This window comes from Streptomyces sp. NBC_01431 (genome assembly GCF_036231355.1).
In the GTDB taxonomy this organism is placed as follows: domain Bacteria; phylum Actinomycetota; class Actinomycetes; order Streptomycetales; family Streptomycetaceae; genus Streptomyces.
In genome coordinates this window covers 2,081,350-2,105,292 of sequence record NZ_CP109496.1, presented here as the reverse complement: position 1 = coordinate 2,105,292, position 23,943 = coordinate 2,081,350, and the positions used below count along the sequence as shown (strand labels likewise).

Sequence of the window (23,943 nt, the reverse complement as noted above, 5' to 3'; positions counted from 1 at the left end):
CCCGCATCGGCGCGGGTCGCAAGGGGGCGGATGGCTTTACTACTCAGATGTCCCGAAAGATCTCGATCTGCGCGCCGACCGAGTTCAGCCGCTCCGCCAGGTCCTCGTAACCGCGGTTGATGACGTACACGTTGCGCAGCACGGACGTGCCCTCGGCCGCCATCATGGCGAGCAGGACCACCACGGCCGGGCGCAGTGCCGGGGGGCACATCATTTCGGCGGCGCGCCAGCGGGTGGGGCCCTCCACCAGGACCCGGTGCGGGTCGAGGAGTTGGAGGCGGCCGCCGAGGCGGTTGAGGTCGGTGAGGTAGATCGCGCGGTTGTCGTAGACCCAGTCGTGGATGAGGGTCTTGCCCTGGGCCGCCGCCGCGATCGCCGCGAAGAACGGCACGTTGTCGATGTTGAGGCCGGGGAACGGCATCGGGTGGATCTTGTCGATGGGCGCCTCCAGCTTGGAGGGCCGCACGGTGAGGTCGATCAGCCGGGTGCGGCCGTTGTCGGCGGCGTACTCGGCCGTGCGGTCGTGGTCGAGGCCCATCTCCTCAAGCACCGCGAGCTCGATCTCCATGAACTCCACCGGGACCCGGCGGATCGTCAGTTCGGACTCGGTGACGAGGGCCGCGGCCAGCAGGCTCATCGCCTCGACCGGGTCCTCGGAGGGCGAGTAGTCGACGTCGACGTCGATGTCGGCCATGCCGTGCACGGTCAGCGTGGTGGTGCCGATGCCGTCGACGCGTACGCCGAGCGCCTCCAGGAAGAAGCACAGGTCCTGGACCATGTAGTTGGAGGAGGCGTTGCGGATGACGGTGACGCCGTCGTTGCGGGCCGCGGCGAGCAGCGCGTTCTCGGTCACCGTGTCGCCGCGTTCGGTCAGCACGATCGGGCGGTCGGGCGCGGTGCGCACCACCGCGGCGTGGTAGATCCCCTCGGTGGCCGTGATGTCCAGGCCGAACCGGCGCAGCGCGATCATGTGCGGTTCGATGGTGCGGGTGCCGAGGTCGCAGCCGCCGGCGTACGGGAGCCGGAAGTGGTCCATGCGGTGCAGCAGCGGGCCGAGGAACATGATGATGGACCGGGTGCGGCGGGCGGCCTCCGCGTCCATGGCGTCGAGGTCGAGCTCGGCGGGCGGCACGATCTCCAGGTCGACGCCGTCGTTGATCCAACGGGTGCGCACGCCAATGGAGTTGAGGACTTCGAGGAGCCGGTAGACCTCCTCGATGCGGGCCACCCGGCGCAGTACGGTGCGGCCCTTGTTGAGCAGCGAGCCGCAGAGCAGCGCGACGCAGGCGTTCTTGCTCGTCTTGACGTCGATGGAGCCCGAGAGGCGGCGGCCTCCCACCACGCGCAGGTGCATGGGGCCCGCATACCCGAGCGAGACGATTTCACTGTCGAGCGCTTCCCCGATGCGCGCGATCATCTCAAGGCTGATGTTCTGGTTCCCGCGCTCGATGCGGTTCACGGCGCTCTGGCTGGTGCCCAGAGCCTCGGCCAACTGCGTCTGTGTCCAGCCCCGGTGCTGCCGGGCGTCACGGATGAGCTTGCCGATGCGTACGAGGTAGTCGTCTGCCATAGGGGCAGGTTATCTCACATATGAGATGAGGCTCGCGTTGTGGTGGGCCGTCAGGGTGAGGGACCGTCAATTCGATGGTGCGGGTCCGGCCCGTTGGCGGCAAACGGGAGGGGTCCGACCGGTCGCGTGGAGCGTGGTCGCGCGGCGACGGCATGCAGGCGGGCGTGCCCTGAGGCGCCCGCGCCGTGAGCGGGGGTGCGCAACGGGACACGCCGCCCGTGCATGACCACGGCGCGGCCATGTACTAGAGTTATCTCGACATCGAGATATCTACGAGGCGCACCGCAGCCGAGGCTCGGTAAGGGTTACCTAACTTAGCCTTACCTCAGCTGATCGACAACACGTCGTGGCGGCAGGATTGTGGTGGAACGCGCACATCAATGAAGGAGACTGTCGTGTCGGCGAACAGCTTCGACGCCCGCAGCACGCTGCGCGTGGGCGACGAGTCGTACGAGATCTTCAAGCTGGACAAGGTCGAGGGCTCCGCGCGCCTCCCTTACAGCCTGAAGGTTCTCCTGGAGAACCTGCTCCGCACCGAGGACGGCGCGAACATCACCGCCGACCACATCCGTGCGCTCGGCGGCTGGGACTCGCAGGCTCAGCCGAGCCAGGAGATCCAGTTCACCCCGGCCCGCGTGATCATGCAGGACTTCACCGGTGTGCCCTGTGTCGTGGACCTCGCCACCATGCGTGAGGCCGTCAAGGAGCTCGGCGGCGACCCGGCGAAGGTCAACCCGCTCTCCCCGGCCGAGCTGGTCATCGACCACTCCGTCATCGCCGACAAGTTCGGCACCAAGGACGCGTTCGCCCAGAACGTGGAACTGGAGTACGGCCGCAACAAGGAGCGCTACCAGTTCCTGCGCTGGGGCCAGACCGCCTTCGACGACTTCAAGGTCGTCCCCCCGGGCACCGGCATCGTCCACCAGGTCAACATCGAGCACCTCGCTCGTACGGTCATGGTCCGTAATGGCCAGGCCTACCCCGACACCCTGGTCGGCACCGACTCGCACACCACGATGGTCAACGGCCTCGGCGTGCTCGGCTGGGGCGTCGGCGGCATCGAGGCCGAGGCCGCGATGCTGGGCCAGCCGGTCTCGATGCTCATCCCGCGCGTCGTCGGCTTCAAGCTGACCGGCGAGCTGAACCCGGGCACCACCGCCACCGACCTGGTGCTGACCATCACCGAGATGCTGCGCAAGCACGGCGTGGTCGGCAAGTTCGTGGAGTTCTACGGCGAGGGCGTGGCGGCGACCAGCCTCGCCAACCGCGCCACCATCGGCAACATGTCGCCGGAGTTCGGCTCCACCGCCGCGATCTTCCCGATCGACGACGAGACGCTGAAGTACCTGCGCCTGACCGGCCGCGACGCCCAGCAGGTCGCTCTCGTCGAGGCGTACGCCAAGGAGCAGGGTCTCTGGCTGGACCCGGCCGCCGAGCCCGACTTCTCCGAGAAGCTGGAGCTCGACCTCTCCACGGTCGTCCCCTCCATCGCCGGCCCGAAGCGTCCGCAGGACCGCATCGTGCTCGCCAACGCCGCCCAGCAGTTCGCGCTTGACGTCCGCAACTACGTCGAGGACGACGACGAGGCGGGCAAGGAGTCCTTCCCGGCCTCCGACGCCCCGGCCTCCGCCAACGGCGTGCCGAGCCGCCCGACGCTGGTCACCCTGGCCGACGGCTCCTCCTTCGAGATCGACCACGGCGCCGTCACCGTCGCCGCGATCACCTCGTGCACCAACACCTCGAACCCGTACGTCATGGTCGCCGCGGCCCTCGTCGCGAAGAAGGCCGTGGACAAGGGCCTGACCCGCAAGCCGTGGGTCAAGACCACGCTCGCCCCGGGCTCGAAGGTCGTCACCGACTACTTCGACAAGGCCGGCCTCACCCCGTACCTCGACAAGATGGGCTTCAACCTCGTCGGGTACGGCTGCACCACCTGCATCGGCAACTCCGGTCCGCTGGACGAGGAGATCTCGAAGGCGATCAACGAGCACGACCTCGCGGTCACCTCGGTGCTCTCCGGCAACCGCAACTTCGAGGGCCGGATCAACCCCGACGTCAAGATGAACTACCTGGCGTCGCCGCCGCTGGTCGTCGCGTACGCCATCGCCGGTTCGATGAAGGTCGACATCACCACCGAGGCGATCGGCACCGACACCGAGGGCAACCCGGTCTTCCTCAAGGACATCTGGCCCACCGAGGCCGAGGTCAACGAAGTCGTGGCGAACGCCATCGGCGAGGACATGTTCAACAAGTCCTACCAGGACGTCTTCGCGGGTGACGCGCAGTGGCAGGCGCTGCCGATCCCGACCGGCAACACCTTCGAGTGGGACGCCGAGTCGACCTACGTGCGCAAGCCCCCTTACTTCGAGGGCATGACGATGGAGACCACCCCGGTCTCCGACATCGCCGGCGCCCGCGTCCTGGCGAAGCTGGGCGACTCGGTCACCACCGACCACATCTCCCCGGCCGGTGCGATCAAGGCCGACACCCCGGCCGGCAAGTACCTCAACGAGCACGGCGTCGAGCGCCGCGACTTCAACTCCTACGGCTCGCGCCGTGGCAACCACGAGGTCATGATCCGCGGCACGTTCGCGAACATCCGCCTGCGCAACCAGATCGCGCCGGGCACCGAGGGCGGCTTCACCCGCGACTTCACCCAGGCGGACGCTCCGGTGTCGTTCATCTACGACGCCTCGCAGAACTACCAGGCCGCCGGCATCCCGCTGGCCATCCTGGCGGGCAAGGAGTACGGCTCGGGCTCGTCCCGCGACTGGGCCGCCAAGGGCACCGCGCTGCTCGGCGTCAAGGCCGTCATCGCCGAGTCGTACGAGCGCATCCACCGCTCGAACCTCATCGGCATGGGCGTCCTCCCGCTCCAGTTCCCGGAGGGCGCGACCGCTTCCTCGCTCGGCCTGACCGGCGAGGAGACCTTCTCCTTCACCGGCGTCGAGGAGCTGAACAACGGCACCACCCCGCGCACGGTCAAGGTGACCACCGACACGGGCGTCGAGTTCGACGCGGTCGTCCGCATCGACACGCCCGGCGAGGCGGACTACTACCGCAACGGCGGCATCATGCAGTACGTGCTGCGCAGCCTGATCCGCAAGTAGTCGCACCGAAGCACCAACGGGCAAGGCCCGCACCCCGACCGGGGTGCGGGCCTTGCCCGTCTGCGGCTGATGGATCAGAACATCAGGCGCATGCCGTTCCAGCCGGTGCCGACCTTCACGCGGTCCTTGAACGGGGCGGCGGCGGTGGTGCCGGTGCCCGCGTAGAACCAGAGGCCTCCGGAGGCGTCGCGGCCGACGAGGTCGGCCTTGCCGTCGAAGTTCAGGTCACCGATGGCGACCAGGTTGTTGTACGTGTTCCAGCCGGCACCGAGCTTGACGCGGTTGCCGAACGGCGCCGCCCAGTTGCCCGTGCCCGGGTACAGCCACCCGATGCCGGAGCCGTCGACGGCGATGATGTCGGCCTTGCCGTCGCCGTTCAGGTCGCCACGACCGGCGATCTTGGTCATGACGCCCCAGCCCGCACCCAGCCTGACGCGGGGCGCGAAGGTGCCGTCGGCGTTGGCGGTATAGAGCCACAGCACGCCGGACTTGTCACGGGCGAGCAGGTCGTCGGTCGGAGCCCCGCCGAGGTTGCCCGCCGAGAAGACGCGGTCGTAGGCGTTCCAGCCCGCTCCCAGGTCCTTGGCGACGGCGTTCTCCACCAGCGGCGTGTAGTACAGGTGGCCGTCGGTGCCCAGCGTGTACCAGGCGTCGGGGTTGCCGTCCTTGTTGTTGTCGACCTGGGTCGCCTGGCTGATCGCGTTCCAGCCATCGCCCAGGGTGGTGCGGTCGCCGAAACCGCCCGAGCCGTTCGGCGGGTACAGGTAGACGGTGCCCGATCCGTCCGCCGCGATGAGCGGGAACGTTTCTGCGGCCGGGATCTCGTCGCCCGCGGCAAAGGCACGCTGGGAGCCGGCGGCAGACTGCTTGCCCTTGGTCTGGGCGTACTTCTGCGCTGCCTTAGCCACGTTCGTGGACGGCGCGCTGTCGGCCGAGGCCGCACCCGCGGTCGTGCCGACGAGAGCCGCGGCGATCGCCGCGACGGCGATGCGGGACAGGGCGCGACCGCCCTTACGGCCGGAAAGTATGGCCACGTATTTCTCCATGTCGAGGAAGAGACGCGCTGCGCCGGATCGAGGCGCGACGCGAGATCTTTTGGATCCTTCCACGGGATCTTTGCATGTCAACTATTTTGCGGAGGGGGCGAGTAGCTCCATTTCGGCCAGGGTGGCCGTCCCGATGGGGACGATTCGGTAATGCGCGTAGGAACCGGGCGAATGGACGGAGAAGGCCCGCGTCTGCCGGTCCCAGGTGAAGGATTCACCGCTGCGCCTGTCCAACTCGGTCCACTTCGTACCGTCTTGTGATCCTTCGAGCGTCCAGGCGGACGGCGCGTTCGCGGCCGTCGCCGACGTCAGCGTGTACCGCACCGCCCGGGTGGGCCCGGCGACCGGGAGGTCCGTCGGACCGAACTGCCCCGACGTCGCCGAGGAGTTGTCGAACAGCGGTCCCGCGCCGGTGATCGCGTCGCTCACCGGAGTGGGCACCTTGTCGTCCTTGGTGATGGAGACCGGCGCCGCGTTCTTGCCGGTGCCCCACGTCGACGGGTGCGCGCCCATGGTGAAGTCGAGCGTGCCGCCGCGTGCGAGCAGGTCGTGCGGGAGCGCCGTCGAGTTCCACGCCTTCCCGTCGACCTTCAGGGACTGGACGTACACGTTCTGCGCGCTGTTGTGCGGGGCCTTCACCACGAGGTCGCGGCCGTTCTCCAGATGGACGGTCGCCTTGGTGAACAGGGGCGAGCCGATCGCGTACTCGCCGCTGCCCATCACCAGCGGGTAGAAGCCGAGCGCGGAGAAGACGTACCAGGCCGACTGCTCGCCGTTGTCCTCGTCGCCGAGGTAGCCCTGCCCGATCTCGCTGCCGTTGTACAGGCGCCGCAGGACCTCGCGGATCTTCTCCTGCGCCTTGTAGGGCTGACCCGCCGCGTCGTACATGTACGTCACGTGGTGGGCGACCTGGTTGGAGTGGCCGTACTGGCCCATCCGTACGTCACGCGCCTCGGTCATCTCGTGGATGACGCTGCCGTACGAACCGGCGAACTCGGGCGAGGCGGTCTCCGGCGTCGAGAAGTAGGCGTCCAGCTTCTTGGCGAGGCCCGCCTGGCCGCCGTAGAGGTTGGCGAGACCCCGGGAGTCCTGCGGGGCGGTGAAGGCGTAGCCCCAGCCGTCGGTCTCCGTGTAGTCGTAGCCCCAGATCCGCGGGTCGTACGAGCTGCTCGCCACCCGCCAGTTGCCGTCCTTGTCCTTGCCCTGGAAGAAGCCCGCCTTGGCGTCGAAGAGCTTCACGTAGTTCTGGGCGCGGCCCATGAAGTACGCCGACTCCTCCTTGTAACGGGGCTTCTTCGTCTTCTCGTACAGCGCCTGGCCCATCTTCGCGAGGCCGTAGTCGTTGACGTAACCCTCCATCGACCAGGACAGGCCCTCGGGGGTCGAGGTCGGGGCGTAGCCGAGGAAGGGGGAGGTGTCCATGCCCTTGCGGCCCACGCCCGAGGAGGGCGGGGCGACCGTGGCGTTCTTCAGGGCCGCCTCGTACGCCGCCTCGGCGTCGAACTTCACGCCCTTCACATAGGCGTCGGCGAAGGCCACGTCCGAGCTGGTGCCGGTCATCAGGTCCGCGTAGCCGGGTGAGGACCAGCGGGAGATCCAGCCGCCGTCCTTGTACTGCTGCACGAAGCCGTCGACCATCTCCCCGGCCTTCTTCGGGGTGAGCAGCGAATAGGCGGGCCAGGTCGTGCGGTAGGTGTCCCAGAACCCGTTGTTCACGTACACCGTGCCGTCGACGACCTTCGCCCCGGTGTGCGTGGGGGTGTCCTCGCCGGCCTTGGGGGAGAAGGGGCTGGCGTACTGGTTCTTCGAACCGACCTTCTCGAAGCCGGAGTTGGGGTAGAGGTACAGCCGGTAGAGGGAGGAGTACAGGGTGGTCAGCTGGTCGTGCGAGGCGCCTTCGACCTCGATGCGGCCCAGGATCTGGTCCCAGGCCCTGCGCGCCTGGTCCTTGACCTTGTCGAAGCCGGCCTTCGCGGGGATTTCGGCGGCCAGGTTCGCCTTCGCCTGGTCCACGCTGATGAGGGAGGTGGCCAGACGCAGGGTCACCGTGCGGTTCTTGCCGGGCTTGAACCGCGCGTAGCCGGTGACGTCGGCGCCCCCGCCGCCCGGCAGCTTCCCGCTCGCGGTCACCGGGGCGTCGAAGACCCCGTACACGAACAGCCGCCCGGCGCCGGTCGACAGGCCGCTCTTCACGTCCGAGTAGCCGGTGAAGGAATTCGTCGCCGCGTCGAGGGTGAGGCCGCCCTGGTTGGTGACGTTGTCGAGGATCAGGCTCGCGTCGTCACCGGGATAGGTGAACCGCATCATCGCCGCGTGGTCGGTCGGCGCGATCTCCGTCTTGAGGCCGTTCTCGAAGGTGACGCCGTAGTAGTACGGCTTCGCCGTCTCGTTCTCGTGCCGGAAGGGGAGCGCGCGGGCGGTCCGTGAGGCGTCGGGCGTGCCGGCCGAGGCCGACGGCATCACCTGGAAGGTCTGCCGGTCACCCATCCACGGGCTCGGTTCGTGACTGGCGCTGAACGCCTGGAGCGTCGGCAGGTTGTCCGCGTTGTTGCGCCGGGCGTAGTCGTACAGCCAGTCCTGCGATCCGGCGTTGGTGACCGGGGTCCAGAAGTTGAACCCGTTGGGGACCGCGGTCGCCGGGAAGTTGTTGCCGCGCGAGAACGAGCCGCTGGAGTTGGTGCCGCGGGTGGTGAGCGCGTAGTCCGACAGGTGCGCGAGCGGCTTCTCGGGCTTCGCCGGTGCGATCGACAGGTCGTCGATCCAGCCCTGGAACTTCGCGGGCCCCTGGGCCGAGTCGTACGCCAGCAGGATCCGGTCCACCGTCTTGCCCGCGGCCACCGTGCCGATCCGCGAGGAGACCTGGTTCCACTGGTTGACGTAGAGCGTCTTGGCGGCGCCCTGGCCCTGCGGGCTGAGCACCCCGCCGTGCGAGTCGAGCGCCTTCAGGTCACTCAGATAGGTGCCGTCGGTGAAGGCGAGGTCCACGGACACGTTCGTGGCGGGGTAGGTGAGGTCGGTCTCCGTCATCGACGGGAAGATCTTGTAGTCGAGTTCGGTGTCCCTGCCGACCGGGGTGTTGACATCGAGGACCTTGTTGTATGAGTAGGCCCGGCCCTTGGCCTTGTGGGTGCCGGCGTAGCGCAGCGCGCGCTTCCCGGTGAAGCCCGCGTTGGCCTTGGCGGTGGGGGAGCCGCCGGGGCCCCGGTCCGGGGTGGTGCGCATGTCCGGCGGGATGGGGGTGCTGGTGTCGCCGTTGGAGAACTGGATGTCGGCGAGCTGGGTGATGGGGGCGCCGCCGTTGGCGGTGATCTCCAGGCGGTAGTGGGCGTACGCCGTGGTGTTCGCGAAGTCGTACGTCTTGGTCTGGAAGCGGTCCTTGAAGCTCTCGCCGCTGCGGCTGTCCAGGGTCTTCCAGTCCTTGCCGTCCGCCGAGCCCTTGAGCGTCCAGTCCTTGGGATCGCGCTCGGAGGCGTCGTTCGCCGACGTCAACGCGTAGGTGAGCGTCTTCACCGGTTCGGAGAGGTCGAATTCGAGCCAAGCCGTGGGTTGGAAGGCGAGCCATTTGGTGCTGGGCTGCCCGTCGACCAGGTTCTCCTTGACCTCGCCGCCGTCGGTGTTCTCGGCACTGGCCCGGACGTCGGTGACCTTGTCCGTCACATTGCCCGGTATGCCGCTGGTGAAGCCGCCGTCGACACCCGAGGAGCGCTTGGCGCCCGCGCGGTCGGTGTCGACGGTGTCGACCCAGTCCGGCTGGGGCTGGCCGGTCTCGAACGAGGTGCTGAACCGCCCGCCGTTCCCGGGTGGCTGGGCGGTCGCCGACGGCGCCCCGACGGCGGATTGCGCCGTCACTACGAGCAGGAACGAGGCCGCCACCAGGGCGGCCCCCGGTCCTCGTCGGTACCGGGATCTGGGCAGCATGAGGGCCCTTTCCTTCGGCGCAAAGCCGGTACGAGCCGGCAGGTGCGAACTGGACAACGTTGTCAGAGCGAAAACGCAAGGTCCAGTAGCGCGTCAAGTGCGCTCCGGTGTCAAGGGTGTTGGGGGGTGTCGGGCCGGAATGGATGGCCTGATTCCCGCGGGGCAATGCGGGCGTCAAGGTGTGTAATGCGCGTCAAAAGGAGCAGCCTCGTCCACATTGGTACGTACCAAGGGATATATCCGCGAGGTCTCAACTCGGGAAAGACTGTCGGCCAACCCTGCTTTCGATCTTGCTCAGTTGACGGGAAGTGGACTATACCTGTCGGCGTCCGAGCAACCCGCTGAACGCGGGCGGGGGGAGTGCGTCGGGCCGTTTAGGCTCGGGCTCCGGGCAGCTCTCCGCGATGGATGTACGGCACCACTCACGCTTCAACTGTTCGCGGGCGACGGCGGATTCCGCTGCACCGCATGAGTCCTGGAGAAGGCGAGGACTTGAGCATGGGATCCGAGATCAACCGCCGTGACGCACTCAAGCGGGCCATGGCAATCGGCCTGCTGGCTGTGCCGGCGACTTCACTGCTGAGCGCGTGTGCCAGTTCCGACAGCGGTGACACCAAGAAGCCGAGTTCCCAGGGCACCAAGTCGGCGGACAATCCGCTCGGGGTCAACAAGGGCACGCCGCTGGAGGCCTTCGTCTTCAAGGGCGGTCTCGGCGACGACTACATCAAGGCCGCCGAGACGGACTACAACAGCAAGTACGGCACCACGGCCAAGCACACCGGCACCCAGGCGATCGGCCCGAAACTGCAGCCGCGCTTCGCCGGCGGCAACCCGCCGGACTTCATGGACAACTCCGGCGCCGACAACCTCGACACCGCCGCGCTCGCCAAGACCGGCAAGCTCCAGGACCTCACCCCGCTGCTCGACGCGCCCACCATCGACGACCCGACGAAGAAGGTCCGCGACGTCCTGATCGCCGGCACCATCGAGCAGGGCCAGTTCGGCTCCCAGACGATGTACGCGCTCAACTACGCCTTCACGGTCTACGGCAGCTTCTACTCCAACAAGCTGTTCAAGGAGAAGGGCTGGACATATCCGCAGACCTTCTCGGACATGCTGGCGCTCTGCAAGAAGATCAAGGCCGCGGGCATCGCCCCCTTCACCTACCCGGGCAAGTACCCGTACTACGTGCACTTCGACCTGCTGCACCAGATCGGCAAGGTCGGCGGCAAGGAAGCGCTCAACGCGATCGACAACCTCGACGACGGTGCCTTCAAGACCGACGCGGTCAAGGAAGTCATCACGTACTACGAGGAGCTCGCGGGCCAGGGTTACTTCCTCCAGGGCTCCGAGGGCATGACCCACATCCAGATGCAGACGGCCTGGACGCAGGGCCGGGCCGCGATGGTCGCCGACGGGTCCTGGGTGGAGAACGAGGCCGCGCCGACCATGCCGAAGGACTTCGACCTCGCGGTCGGCTCCCTCATCGGCGGCGGCACGAGCGACAAGCTGCCCTTCGGCGCGCTGTACGCCGCGGCCGGCGAGCCCTTCATCGTCGCCAAGGACGGCAAGAACCCCACCGGTGGCATGGAACTGCTGCGCATCATGCTCAGCAAGAAGCAGACCACCAATTTCACCAACGCCATCAAGTCGCTGACGTGTGTCGCGGGTGCCGCCGACGGGCTGAGCGGAATGACCCCGGGTCTCGTCTCGGGCAACGCCGCCCTCAAGGCGGCCGGGACCAACGTGCTCAACTCCCGTTTGCAGGACTGGTACAAGAAACTGAACCAGGAGACCATCGGCAACGCCACGCTCGACCTGCTCGTCGGCAAGATCAAGGCGCCCGAGTGGATGGACCGGGCTCAGAAGGCCTGCGACGACACCAAGAAGGACTCCTCCGTCCCGAAGTTCAAGCACCTCTGACGAGGCCGATGGCCACCACTGGCTGAGACGAGAGCGACCGGAGACATGCGACACGGCAAGTACCGGTTCATCATCGGATTCCTGGCAATTCCCCTGGCGCTCTACGGGGTCCTCGTGATCTCGCCGTTCATCCAGGACTTCCAGATTTCGATGACGAGCTGGAGCGGATTGACGCCCGAGAAGAACTTCATCGGGCTGGACAACTACCAGAAGCTCATTCACAACGACCTGTTCTGGAAGGCGTTGTGGCACAACGTCGTTCTGCTCCTGTGTGTTCCGGTCGTCACCCTGGCTTTCGGTCTCTTCTTCGCCTTCATGCTGAATGTCGGCGGCCGCCGCAGGGGATCTGCGGGGGTCGCCGGCGTGCGGGGCTCCGGCCTCTACAAGGTGATCTTCTTCTTCCCGCAGGTCCTCTCCATCACGATCATCGCGATCCTCTGGCAGCAGATCTACAATCCCGACACCAAGAACGGGATGCTCAACTCCCTGCTGGCGAGCATCGGTCTGAGTTCGCTCCAGCAGTCCTGGCTCGGCGATTCCAGTATCGCCCTGCTGTGCATCATGGTCGTCATGGTGTGGGCGAACGTCGGTTTCTACGTCGTTCTCTTCTCCGCCGGAATGGCCTCCATCCCGGGCGAGATCTACGAGGCGGCGCTGCTCGACGGCGCCTCCCGGGTCAAGACGTTCTTCCGGATCACCCTGCCGCTGCTGCGCGACACGGTGGCCACCGCCTGGGTCTACATGGGCATCATCGCGATGGACGCCTTCATCTACGTGCAGTTGATGTCCGTCAATGCCGGCGGCCCCGACGAATCCACCGACGTGGTCCCGCTGCTCCTCTACAAGACGGCGTTCCGGGACAACAGCCAGTACGGAATGGCCGCCGCCATGGGTGTCGCGATGCTCATCGTGACCTTGGTGTTCGCCATTCTCAGCATGCGGCTGTCGCGCCGCGAGCGCATCGAATTCTAGGGGTGGCGCGATGACGACCGAAACGATGAAGGTGGACGGCGAGCAGTCGTCCGCACCCGCCGCCAGCGCTGCCCGCTGGAAGTGGCGCAGCAGCGAGGGGGGCGTGCTCAACGCCTTCTCCCACGTCTTCCTCCTCGTCTGGGCGCTCATGGTGGGCGTGCCCCTGCTGTGGGCGCTGTGGAGTTCGTTCAAGACCTCCGGCGACATCCTCACCCACCCCTGGTCGCTGCCCACCCATTTCCAGTTCGACAACTGGGCACGGGCCTGGAGCAAGGCCAACATCGGGCGGTACTTCCTCAACACGGCCTTCGTGGTGGGGCTTTCGACCCTCGGCACGATGCTGCTCGGGTCGATGGCCGCCTACGTGCTGGCCCGGTTCGAGTTCCCCGGCAACCGGTTCATCTACTTCCTGTTCGTCGGCGGCATGGCGTTCCCCGTGGTGATGGTCCTCGTACCGCTCTTCTTCGTCACCAAGAACCTGGGCATCCTCAACACGCTGCCCGGTCTGATCCTCATCTACATCGCGTACTCGCTGCCGTTCACGGTCTTCTTCATGACGGCGTTCTTCCGGACGCTGCCGACCACGGTCGCCGAGGCCGCGCTGATCGACGGGGCCTCGCACACCCGGACCTTCTTCCAGATCATGCTGCCGATGGCCAAGCCCGGCATCATCAGCATCGGCATCTTCAACGTGCTCGGCCAGTGGAACCAGTACCTGCTTCCGCTGGTGCTCAACCAGGGCGACACCAAGAACTGGGTGCTCACCCAGGGACTCGCGGACCTCGCCGTGCAGCAGGGCTACCAGGGCGACTGGGGGGCGCTCTTCGCGGGCCTGACGATCGCCATGCTGCCGGTGCTCGCGGTGTACATCGTCTTTCAGAAGCAGGTCCAGGCGGGCCTGACGGCGGGAGCGCTCAAGTAGCCCGCTGACCCGGCCACGCCTTCTTCTCCCGACCGCCCGCGGGCCCCGTGCCCGCGGGCGGTCGTGCGTTCCCGATCCGCTCCGCATCTGCTCAGGTCTTGACGGGAGACCACCCAGAAGGCTGAGCTTAGGGTTCACATGTTGGAGAAAAGACGGGGCCTCAATGCTGCGGCTCCGTGCGGGGGCGGCCGTCGTGCCGTCCGCCTACGGCGGGAGTGGATGAGTCGATGGAGACTCCGGGGTCGCAGACGTCACTGCACCGGGCCAACCTTGAGCGGGTCGTACGCGCCGTGCGCATGGCGGGCTCGCTCACCCAGGCCGAGATCGCCAGGACGACCGGCCTGTCCGCGGCCACGGTCTCCAACATCGTGCGGGAACTGAAGGACGGCGGGACGGTCGAGGTCACCCCCACCTCGGCGGGCGGCCGCCGGGCCCGCAGCGTCTCGCTCAGCGGTTCGGCCGGCATCGTCATCGGAGTCGATTTCGGCCATACGCACCTGAGGGTGGCCGTCGGCAACCTGGCCCACCAGGTGCTCGCCGAGGAGGCCGAGCCGCTGGACGTCGACGCCTCGTCCGCGCAGGGCTTCGGCCGGGCGGAAGAGCTGGTCAAGCGGCTGATCGCGGCCACCGGCATAGGCCAGGACAAGGTCATCGGGGTCGGTCTCGGTGTGCCGGGACCCATCGACGTGGAGTCCGGCACGCTGGGCTCCACCTCGATCCTTCCGGGCTGGACCGGCATCAACCCCAGGGAGGAGCTCGCCGGACGCCTGGGCGTCCCGGTGTACGTCGACAACGACGCCAACCTCGGCGCCCTCGGCGAACTGGTCTGGGGCAGCGGGCGCGGGGTCAAGGACCTGGCGTACATCAAGGTGGCCAGCGGTGTCGGCGCCGGTCTGGTGATCGACGGGCAGATCTACCGGGGGCCGGGCGGCACCGCGGGCGAGATCGGGCACATCACCCTGGACGAGTCGGGCCCGGTCTGCCGCTGCGGCAACCGCGGCTGCCTGGAGACCTTCACCGCGGCCCGCTATGTGCTCCCGCTGTTGCAATCCAGCCACGGAGCCGATCTGACCATGGAGCGCGTCGTCCAGCTGGCTCGCGAGGGCGACCCCGGCTGCCGCCGTGTCGTGGCGGACGTCGGGCGCCACATCGGCAGCGGTGTGGCCAACCTGTGCAACCTCCTGAACCCCAGCCGGGTGGTCCTCGGCGGCGATCTCGCGGAGGCCGGTGAGCTCGTCCTTGGGCCCATCCGGGACTCCGTGTCGCGGTACGCGATCCCCAGTGCGGCACGGCAGTTGTCCGTGCTTCCCGGGGCGCTCGGCGGCCGCGCCGAAGTGCTGGGCGCGCTCGCTCTGGTCCTGAGTGAAATGGGCGATTCGACCCTGTTGGAGAGTGCCCTGCCCGCCTCGGCGCCTGCCTTCACTTAGATAACGGATGGCACCGTTGTCATCTCGTTAAGGATTTACTCCTTGACGGTGGGCTTAACGCCGAGTTGACTTCCAGCCACCTCGGCCGCAACGTCGCGGCCTCGTCAGGGAGGTTTCTGAAGTGAACACGAACATGCGTCGTGCCGCTGTAGCCGTTACCGCCACCGCGATGGCCGTCTCGCTGGCCGCCTGTGGCAGTGCCAAGGAGTCCGGCGGCGGCACCAAGGCTTCCACCGGAAGCAGTGCCAAGAAGGGCGACGACCTCAAGATCGGCCTGCTGCTGCCGGAGAACCAGACGGCTCGCTACGAGAAGTTCGACAAGCCGCTGATCGAGGCCAAGGTCAAGGAACTGACCAACGGCAAGGGTCAGATCATCTACGCGAACGCCAAGCAGGACGCGACCACCCAGAACCAGCAGGCCGACACGATGATCACCAACAAGGTGGACGCCCTCATCGTGGACTCGGTCGACTCCGCCGCCATCGCGAGTTCGGTCAAGAAGGCCAAGGACGCCGGCATACCCGTCGTCGCCTTCGACCGCCTGGCCCAGGGCCCCATCGACTCCTACGTGTCCTTCGACAACGAGGAAGTCGGCCACGTGCAGGGCAAGGCCCTTCTCCAGGCCCTGGGTGGCAACGCCAAGTCCGGCGACATCGTGATGATGAACGGCGCCGTCACCGACCCGAACGCCGCCCTCTTCAAGAAGGGCGCCCACGCCGAGCTCGACGGCAAGGTGAACATCGGGAAGGAGTACGACACCAAGGAGTGGAAGCCCGAGAACGCCAACGCCAACATGGAAGGCGCGATCTCCGCCCTGGGCAAGGACAAGATCATCGGCGTCTACTCTGCGAACGACGGCATGGCCGGCGGCATCATCACCGCCCTCAAGGCGGCCGGTCTCTCCAAGCTCCCGCCGGTCACCGGCCAGGACGCCGAGCTCGCGGGTGTGCAGCGGATCCTCACGGGCGAGCAGTACATGAGCGTCTACAAGTCCTACCCGCAGGAGGACGCCATCGCCGCCGAGATGGCGGTCAAGCTCGCCAAGGGCCAGGACCTCGGCTCGCTCGCCCCGACGAAGGTGGACTCCCCGACCACCAAGGGCGTCCCGTCCTCGATCGTCCCGGTCGTCTCGCTGACCAAGGACAACATCAAGGACACGGTCATCAAGGACAAGATCTACACGATCGCCGACATCTGCACCGGCGCCTACACGTCCGCCTGCGACACCCTCGGCCTCAAGTAGTCACAGGCGGATTTCCTCCCGCCGCAACTGCCAAGTCCCCTGCAACACAAGGGACTTGAGTGCCCGGAAAGTTCCTCCGGAGCCCGCGCCCTTTCTTTCGGCCCCCGCCGGGGCGCGGGCACCGGACGGAACGTTTCCCCTCGGTGTCCCATTCGCTCTGTTCTCTTCGTTCTCTTCTGCTCAACCTCCGCGCCCCCACCCCTTGGGGCGCGGCATCCCCGCCGGTCAGGCGGCGAAGGAGATGGTTCACGTGTCCGCTACGCCCGTGTTGGCGTTGCGCGGGGTCTCCAAGCGGTTCGGTGCCGTTCAGGCGCTCACCGACGTAGAGCTTGAGGTCCACGCCGGTGAAGTGGTCGCCCTGGTGGGCGACAACGGCGCCGGAAAGTCCACGCTGGTCAAGACGATCGCCGGCGTGCACCCCATCGATGACGGAGTCATCGAGTGGGAAGGCAAGGCCGTCCAGATCGACAAGCCGCACGACGCCCAGAACCTGGGCATCGCGACCGTCTACCAGGACCTCGCGCTGTGCGACAACATCGACGTCGTAGGCAACCTGTACCTCGGCCGCGAGCTGAAGAAGCGGGGCGTCCTCGACGAGGTCGAGATGGAGCGCCGCTCGCGTGAGCTGTTGACCACGCTGTCGATCCGTATACCGAGCGTCCGCATCCCGATCGCCTCGCTCTCCGGCGGTCAGCGCCAGACCGTCGCCATCGCCCGCTCGATGCTCGGCGAGCCCAAGCTCGTCATCCTCGACGAGCCGACCGCGGCGCTCGGCGTCGAGCAGACCGCGCAGGTCCTCGACCTGGTGGAGCGGCTGCGCGAGCGCGGCCACGCGGTCGTCCTCATCAGCCACAACATGGCTGATGTGAAGGCCGTCGCCGACAAGGTCGCGGTGCTCCGGCTCGGCCGGAACAACGGTGTCTTCGATGTGAAGACCACCTCGCAGGAAGAGATCATCTCCGCCATCACCGGAGCCACGGACAACGCCGTGACCCGCCGTGCGGCGCGCAACGCGGAGGTTCAGAAGTGAACACCGACAAGACCTCCCCGACCGATCTCGGCAAGCCGCACGCGGCCCCCGTCGACGCGCCGCCCGCCGCGGACGCCGCCTCCACCGCGGTCGACCCCCGGCTGCTGGTGCGCGAGCAGGGTCTCGGCGGCTACCTCGCCGAGTTCAAGCGCAAGGTGCGGGCCGGTGACCTGGGCGCGCTGCCCGTCATCGTCGGCCTGGTCATCATCTGCATCGTCTTCCAGAGCCTGAACTCGAACTTCCTCACCGCGGGCAACCTGTCCGACATCTCCGTCGCCATGGTTGGCACGGGCATGATCGCGGTGGGCATCGTCTTCGTGCTGCTGCTCGGCGAGATCGACCTGTCGGTCGGCTCGGTCAGCGGTGTCGCCGGCGCCGCCTTCGCGGTGCTGAGCGTCAGCCACGGCATGACGGAGTGGCTCGCCCTGGTCCTCTCCATCCTCACGGGTGCGGTCGCGGGCGCCATCCACGGCTTCATCTTCGCGAAGATCGGTGTCCCCGCCTTCGCCGTCACGCTGGCCGGTCTGCTGTTCTGGAACGGCTTCATGCTGAAGATCCTCGGCGAGAACGGCACGATCAACACCCACGACTCGGGCGTCTTCTACAACCTGTCCAACTACTTCTTCAGCGACATCGCGGTGGCCTACGGCGCCGCCGCCGTGGCCGTCGCCGCGTTCTTCCTGTCGGCGTTCTTCGACAGCCGTCGCCGCGAGGCCGTGGGCATCCCCTCGCGTCCGCTCAACGAGATCGTGCTGCGCACGGCGCTGATCGCGGTGGTGGCCTTCGCGGCCGCGTACATGTTCAACCAGAACAAGGGTCTGCCGCTGGCCGTGGTGATCTTCCTCGCGGTGCTGATCATCACGGACTTCGTGCTCCGCCGCACCTCGTACGGCCGCATGATCTTCGCGCTCGGCGGCAGCGTCGAGGCCTCCCGCCGGGCCGGTATCAACATCGTCATGGTCCGCACCTCGGTCTACGCGATCTCCGGCACCTTCGCCGCGATCGGTGGCCTCTTCCTCGCCTCCAAGATCAGCGCGGCCAACCAGGGCGCCGGCAGCGGCGACCTCCTGATGAACGCCATCGCGGCGGCCGTCATCGGCGGCACCAGCCTCTTCGGTGGCCGCGGCCGCACCTGGAACGCGCTCCTCGGTGTCCTGGTCATCACCTCGATCCAGTACGGTCTCGCCCTGGAGGGCGTGGCCGCGGCGATCCAGCAGATGATCACCGGCGGTGTGCTTCTGATCACCGTGATCATCGACGCCGTCACCCGGAAGACCCAGAAGTCCGCGGGTCGCGCCTGACCTCCGCACTTCCCGACGTGCCCGGTGCCGCCAAGGCACCGGGCACGTCCGTGCGCGGCGCCATGCTTGACCCGTACGGGTGACGCGGAAGGCACCGCCCCGCGACCGCCGTCGCGGCCGGAACATTAGACTCAACGGATCGGCATGCTCGACCAGCACGGATGCAAGGAGGCACGGGTGCCGCTGCTTACCCGTATCAGGGGACCGCGCGATCTTGACCGGCTCAGCCCGGAGCAGCTCGACCAGCTGGCGGCAGAGATCCGGACCTTCCTGGTGGAGGCGGTCTCCAAGACCGGCGGCCACCTCGGTCCGAACCTCGGTGTGGTGGAGCTGACCATCGCTCTGCACCGCGTTTTCGAATCCCCCAAGGACAAGGTCCTGTGGGACACCGGACACCAGAGCTACGTCCACAAACTGCTCACCGGGCGCCAGGACTTCGCCAAGCTCAAGATGAAGGGCGGCCTGTCCGGCTACCCCGCGCGTGCGGAGTCCGAGCACGACGTCATCGAGAACAGCCACGCCTCCACGGTCCTCGGCTGGGCCGACGGCCTCGCCAAGGCGAACGAGGTGCTCGGCAAGCAGGACCACGTGGTCGCGGTCATCGGCGACGGCGCGCTCACCGGCGGCATGGCCTGGGAGGCGCTGAACAACATCGCGGCCGCCAAGGACCGACCCCTGGTGATCGTGGTGAACGACAACGAGCGTTCCTACGCGCCGACCATCGGCGGCCTGGCCAACCACCTCGCCACCCTGCGCACCACCGACGGCTACGAGCGCTTCCTGGCCAAGGGCAAGGACCTCCTGGAGCGCACCCCGGTCGTCGGCAGGCCCCTGTACGAGACGCTGCACGGCGCCAAGAAGGGCCTCAAGGACTTCATCGCCCCGCAGGGCATGTTCGAGGACCTGGGCCTCAAGTACGTCGGCCCCATCGACGGCCACGACATCGACGCCCTGGAGTCGGCCCTGCAGCGCGCCAAGCGCTTCGGCGGACCGGTCATCGTGCACTGCCTCACCGAGAAGGGCCGCGGCTACCAGCCGGCCCTGGCGGACGAGGCCGACCGCTTCCACGCCGTCGGCAAGATCCACCCGGACACCGGCCTGCCCGTCTCGACCTCCGGCCTCGACTGGACCTCGGTCTTCGGCGAGGAGATGGTCAAGCTCGGCAAGGAGCGCGAGGACATCGTCGCGATCACCGCGGCCATGCTCCAGCCGGTCGGCCTCGACAAGTTCGCCAAGGCCTTCCCCGAGCGCGTGTACGACGTCGGCATCGCCGAGCAGCACGCGGCGGTCTCCGCGGCGGGCCTGGCCACCGGCGGCCTGCACCCCGTCTTCGCGGTGTACGCCACGTTCCTCAACCGCGCCTTCGACCAGGTGCTGATGGACGTCGCGCTGCACAAGTGCGGCGTGACCTTCGTACTCGACCGGGCGGGCGTCACCGGCACCGACGGCGCCTCGCACAACGGCATGTGGGACATGTCGATCCTCCAGGTCGTACCCGGCCTCAGGATCGCGGCCCCGCGCGACGCCGACCAGGTGCGCGCCCAACTGCGCGAGGCCGTCGAGGTCGAGGACGCCCCGACCGTCGTGCGCTTCTCCAAGGGAGCGGTCGGCCCGGCCGTCAAGGCCGTCGGGCGCGTCGGCGGCATGGACGTGCTGCGCGAGCCGTCCGGGACCACCGTGCGTCCGGACGTCCTTCTCGTCTCCGTGGGCGCGCTCGCGCCGATGTGTCTGGAGATCGCCGATCTGCTCGACGCCCAGGGCATCTCGACGACCGTGGTCGACCCGCGCTGGGTCAAGCCGGTCGACGAGGCCATGGCGCCGCTCGCCGAGAAGCACCGCGTCGTCGTCACCGTCGAGGACAACAGCCGGGTGGGCGGCGTCGGTTCGGCCGTGAGCCAGGCGCTGCGTGACGCGGGTGTGGACGTGCCGCTGCGCGACTTCGGGATTCCGCCGCGCTTCCTCGACCACGCCTCGCGCGGCGAGGTCATGGCGGAGATCGGTCTGACCGCGCCGGACATCGCGCGTCAGGTCACCGGTCTGGTGTCCAAGCTGGACGGACGCTTCGAGGAGAGCGGCGCCGAGGTGGAACCCGCGCGCGACTGATGATGTGACCGCTTGGTCAACGGGCCGGACCGATCTCCCTTACGGGTGATCGGTCCGGCCCGTTCGCGTGAATAACGCGGCCAGCCCGGTACCCGTAGCGCCACTCCTCCCGATCATGGCGAGGACGATGAGCTAGCGGAGGTGTACGGGTGGCCAGTACCGGTCTGTTCCGGACCAAATCGATCGAGCAGTCAATCCAGGACACAGAGGAGCCAGAACACGCGCTCAAAAAGTCTTTGTCCGCTCTCGACCTCACCGTTTTCGGGGTCGGAGTCATCATCGGAACCGGCATCTTCGTCCTCACCGGCAAGGTCGCCAAGGAGAACGCCGGCCCCTCCGTCTCGCTCGCGTTCGTGGTGGCCGGCATCGTCTGCGCGCTGGCCGCGCTCTGCTACGCGGAGTTCGCCTCCACGGTCCCGGTCGCGGGATCGGCGTACACCTTCTCCTACGCCTCGCTCGGCGAGCTGCCCGCCTGGATCATCGGCTGGGACCTGGTGCTCGAATTCGCCCTGGGCACCGCCGTGGTGGCCGTCGGCTGGTCCGGCTACGTGCGCTCGCTGCTCGACAACGCGGGCTGGCACCTGCCCGGGGCGCTCAGCGGACGCGACGGCGCCCACGGCTTCGGCTTCGACATCCTCGCCGCCGCCCTGGTCCTGGTGCTCACCGGCATCCTCGTCCTCGGCATGAAGCTGTCGGCCCGGGTCACCTCGGTCGTCGTCGCCATCAAGGTGACCGTCGTGCTGATCGTGATCATCGCGGGCGCGTTCTTCATCAAGTCCGCCAACTACTCGCCGTTCATCCCCACCGCGCAGCCGCAGACCGCCGGCGGCAACCTCAAGGCCCCGCTCATCGAGCTGATGTCCGGCTACGCCCCCACCAACTTCGGTGTGATGGGCATCTTCACCGCCGCCTCCGTCGTCTTCTTCGCCTTCATCGGCTTCGACATCGTGGCCACCGCCGCCGAGGAGACCAGGAACCCGCAGCGGGACATGCCACGCGGAATCCTCGGCTCCCTGCTCATCTGCACGATTCTGTACGTGGCCGTCTCCATCGTCGTCACGGGCATGCAGCACTACACCGACCTCTCGGTGGACGCGCCGCTCGCCGACGCCTTCAAGGCCACCGGCCACCCCTTCTACGCGGGGGTCATCAGTTTCGGCGCCGCGGTGGGCCTCACCACGGTGTGCATGATCCTTCTGCTCGGCCAGACCCGGGTCTTCTTCGCGATGAGCCGGGACGGGCTGCTGCCCCGGTTCTTCTCCCACGTCCACCCGCGCTTTCGCACCCCGCACCGGCCCACCATCCTGCTCGGCGGGATCATCGCGATCGTCGCGGGCTTCACCAGCCTCAGCGAACTCGCCGAACTGGTCAACATCGGCACCCTGTTCGCATTCGTCGTCGTCGCGGTGAGCGTCGTCATCCTGCGCCGCACCCGCCCCGACCTGCCGCGCGCCTTCCGCACCCCGCTGGTGCCCTGGGTGCCCGCGGCCGCGGTGGCCGCCTCGCTGTGGCTGATGCTCAACCTGCCCGCCGAGACCTGGATCCGGTTCGGGATCTGGATGGTGATCGGCATCGTCATCTACTTCGCCTACGGCCGCCGGCACAGCCGCGTCGTACCCCGCCCTGATCACAACTCCCGGTAATCAGTGGCTGATTCCGCCGTGGCCTCGTATGTCCCTCCTCAGCAGGGCGTACGGGGCCGCATAGGGTGGCCCGCATGCTCGCCGAGCCGCCGTCCCCGCTACGAACCGTGACCAAGAGCGTGCTGCCGGACCAGCGCCGCCGCCCCGCGGACCCACCCGCCCCCTCCGAGCGCTACTGGCGGCGGCTCCTCCCGGTCCTCGCCACTCTCGCCCTCCTCACCCGCATCCCCTCCTTCCGGCACCCGCTGTGGAATCCGGACGAGGGCTATCTCGCCGTCCAGGCGAAGCTCCTGGCGGGCGGGGGAGAGCTGTACGCCACCGTTGTGGACCGCAAACCGCCCCTGCTGCCCTGGCTGTACGAGGCCGCCTTCGCGCTGTGCGGCGACGGCTCGCTCGGACCGCTCCGGCTCGCCGCGGTCGCGGCCCAGCTGCTCACCGCGCTCGCGCTCGCCGCGACCGCCCGGCGCCGCTGGGGCGACCGCGCGGGCCGCGCCGCCGGCGTCCTTCATCTGCTGGTCTCCGTCGGGCTCAACCCGGAGGACGCCCAGGCCGCCACCTTCGAGGTCTTCATGCTGCCCTTCACGGCGGCGGCCGTCTGCTGCGCCGACCGCGGCAACTGGACCCGGGCCGGCCTCGCGGTCGCCGGTGCCTGCCTCACCAAACAGACCGGCGGCGCCGCGCTGGCCCCCGTCCTGTGGCTGCTGTGGCAGCAGCCGGGCAAGCGGCGAATCTCCTTGCTGCGTACGTCAGTCGGCGTCGTCACCCCCATCGCGGTGGCGGCCCTGCTCACCGGGCCGTCCCGCTTCCTGTTCTGGACGGTCACCGGATCGGGTGCCTACGCCACGTTCGCCGGGTCCGAACTCCACGTACTCATGCGGGGGTTGGCCAACACCGCCCTGCTCGCCGCGAGCTGCGCGGGCCTGCTCCCGCCAGTGGTACGGGTCCTGCGCATCGCCAGGACCGGCGCCGCCGACCTCTGGCTCTGGCTCATCGCGTCGGCGGGGGCGGTCCTGCTCGGCTTCCACTTCTTCGGCCACTACTACCTCCAGCTCATCCCGCCGCTGGTGCTGCTCGCCACCGGTGCGCTCCAGATCCTGCCGCCCTACCGGCTCTCCAGCGCGCTGCTCACCTCCGCCTGCGCCTGCGCCCTCTTCCTGCTGTGGGGGCTGCTCGCACCCCGCCCCGACCTCGTGCACACCGAGCGGCTGGCCGGCGCGGTCGCCGCCCGCACCGGATCCGCCGACCGCGTGCTGGTCTGGGGCATACACCCCGAGACGTACTGGCTGGCCGGGCGCGCCCCCGCCAGCCGCTTTCTGACCGCCGGACTGCTCACCAACTACAGCGGCGGCCGGGACGGCCCCCAGGTGGGGGAGAAGTACGGCGTCGCGGGCGCCTGGCCCACCTTCCGCGCCGAGCTCGCCGACCGCCCGCCGGCGCTGATCGTGGACGACTCCCGGGGCAAGCCCTTCGCCCCGGACCGCCTCCCCACCCTGCGCCGGCTGCTCGGGGCGCGGTACGAGCGGAGCGCGGTCGTGGACGGAGCGGTCTTCTACGTGCGCACCGGCTGACCGCCTCACCCGTACGGCCGTATGCGGGGCACGTACCCGCGCCCCCACTCGTTCCGCCGGGTGACGAAAGGCCGCACGTCGGGACGGAATTCCCGGGGAAATCGGGGGTGGTGACCAGTGTTATGGTCACAGAAAGTCGCTGGTTTGCCGGACCCGGCCGCGTCGCG

General features: G+C 68.1%; 14 protein-coding genes. 11 read left to right on the top strand and 3 right to left on the bottom strand.

Annotation, left to right across the window (positions count from 1 at the left end; all coding sequences use genetic code 11):
• Positions 1-43 precede the first annotated feature (43 nt).
• On the bottom strand, positions 44-1,570 hold the full coding sequence (locus tag OG522_RS09695) for a helix-turn-helix domain-containing protein (RefSeq protein WP_329462544.1): 1,527 nt from the start codon (positions 1,568-1,570) through the stop codon (positions 44-46).
• 395 nt (positions 1,571-1,965) lie between these two features.
• Here OG522_RS09695 and acnA point away from each other — a divergent pair, with 395 nt between their 5' ends.
• Complete coding sequence (gene acnA, locus OG522_RS09690) at positions 1,966-4,680, top strand: aconitate hydratase AcnA (RefSeq protein WP_329462543.1); 2,715 nt, start codon at positions 1,966-1,968, stop codon at positions 4,678-4,680.
• A gap of 74 nt (positions 4,681-4,754) precedes the next feature.
• Here acnA and OG522_RS09685 read toward each other — a convergent pair whose 3' ends face one another.
• Entirely contained in the window at positions 4,755-5,714 is a 960-nt protein-coding gene (locus OG522_RS09685; protein ID WP_329462542.1) for an FG-GAP repeat domain-containing protein, read from the bottom strand.
• A 93-nt stretch (positions 5,715-5,807) separates the two neighbouring features.
• Positions 5,808-9,644, bottom strand: a complete 3,837-nt coding sequence (locus OG522_RS09680) for a GH92 family glycosyl hydrolase (RefSeq protein WP_329462541.1) — start codon at positions 9,642-9,644, stop codon at positions 5,808-5,810.
• A gap of 498 nt (positions 9,645-10,142) precedes the next feature.
• Here OG522_RS09680 and ngcE point away from each other — a divergent pair, with 498 nt between their 5' ends.
• The 10 genes from ngcE (at position 10,143) to OG522_RS09630 (ending at position 23,776) form a co-directional block, all read left to right on the top strand.
• On the top strand, positions 10,143-11,567 hold the full coding sequence (gene ngcE, locus OG522_RS09675) for an N-acetylglucosamine/diacetylchitobiose ABC transporter substrate-binding protein (protein WP_329462540.1): 1,425 nt from the start codon (positions 10,143-10,145) through the stop codon (positions 11,565-11,567).
• Between the two features lie 45 nt (positions 11,568-11,612).
• Positions 11,613-12,539 (top strand): carbohydrate ABC transporter permease, encoded by a 927-nt coding sequence (locus OG522_RS09670; RefSeq protein WP_329462539.1) that lies wholly within the window; start codon positions 11,613-11,615, stop codon positions 12,537-12,539.
• A 25-nt stretch (positions 12,540-12,564) separates the two neighbouring features.
• Positions 12,565-13,461, top strand: coding sequence for a carbohydrate ABC transporter permease (locus tag OG522_RS09665; RefSeq protein WP_329467527.1), 897 nt, complete (start codon positions 12,565-12,567; stop codon positions 13,459-13,461).
• 227 nt (positions 13,462-13,688) lie between these two features.
• Complete coding sequence (locus tag OG522_RS09660) at positions 13,689-14,888, top strand: ROK family transcriptional regulator (RefSeq protein ID WP_329462538.1); 1,200 nt, start codon at positions 13,689-13,691, stop codon at positions 14,886-14,888.
• Positions 14,889-15,021: 133 nt separating this feature from the next.
• Positions 15,022-16,131, top strand: a complete 1,110-nt coding sequence (locus tag OG522_RS09655) for an ABC transporter substrate-binding protein (protein ID WP_329467526.1) — start codon at positions 15,022-15,024, stop codon at positions 16,129-16,131.
• A gap of 241 nt (positions 16,132-16,372) precedes the next feature.
• Complete coding sequence (locus OG522_RS09650) at positions 16,373-17,161, top strand: ATP-binding cassette domain-containing protein (RefSeq protein ID WP_329462537.1); 789 nt, start codon at positions 16,373-16,375, stop codon at positions 17,159-17,161.
• The gene (locus tag OG522_RS09645; protein WP_329462536.1) at positions 17,158-18,462 is read left to right on the top strand and encodes a sugar ABC transporter permease; all 1,305 of its coding nucleotides are present in this window, start codon (positions 17,158-17,160) and stop codon (positions 18,460-18,462) included. Before OG522_RS09650 ends, OG522_RS09645 begins: the two co-directional genes overlap by 4 nt.
• 177 nt (positions 18,463-18,639) lie before the next feature.
• On the top strand, positions 18,640-20,565 hold the full coding sequence (gene dxs, locus OG522_RS09640) for a 1-deoxy-D-xylulose-5-phosphate synthase (protein WP_329462535.1): 1,926 nt from the start codon (positions 18,640-18,642) through the stop codon (positions 20,563-20,565).
• 149 nt (positions 20,566-20,714) lie between these two features.
• On the top strand, positions 20,715-22,208 hold the full coding sequence (locus tag OG522_RS09635) for an amino acid permease (RefSeq protein ID WP_329462534.1): 1,494 nt from the start codon (positions 20,715-20,717) through the stop codon (positions 22,206-22,208).
• A 74-nt stretch (positions 22,209-22,282) separates the two neighbouring features.
• Positions 22,283-23,776, top strand: coding sequence for an ArnT family glycosyltransferase (locus OG522_RS09630; RefSeq protein ID WP_329462533.1), 1,494 nt, complete (start codon positions 22,283-22,285; stop codon positions 23,774-23,776).
• Positions 23,777-23,943 lie beyond the last annotated feature (167 nt).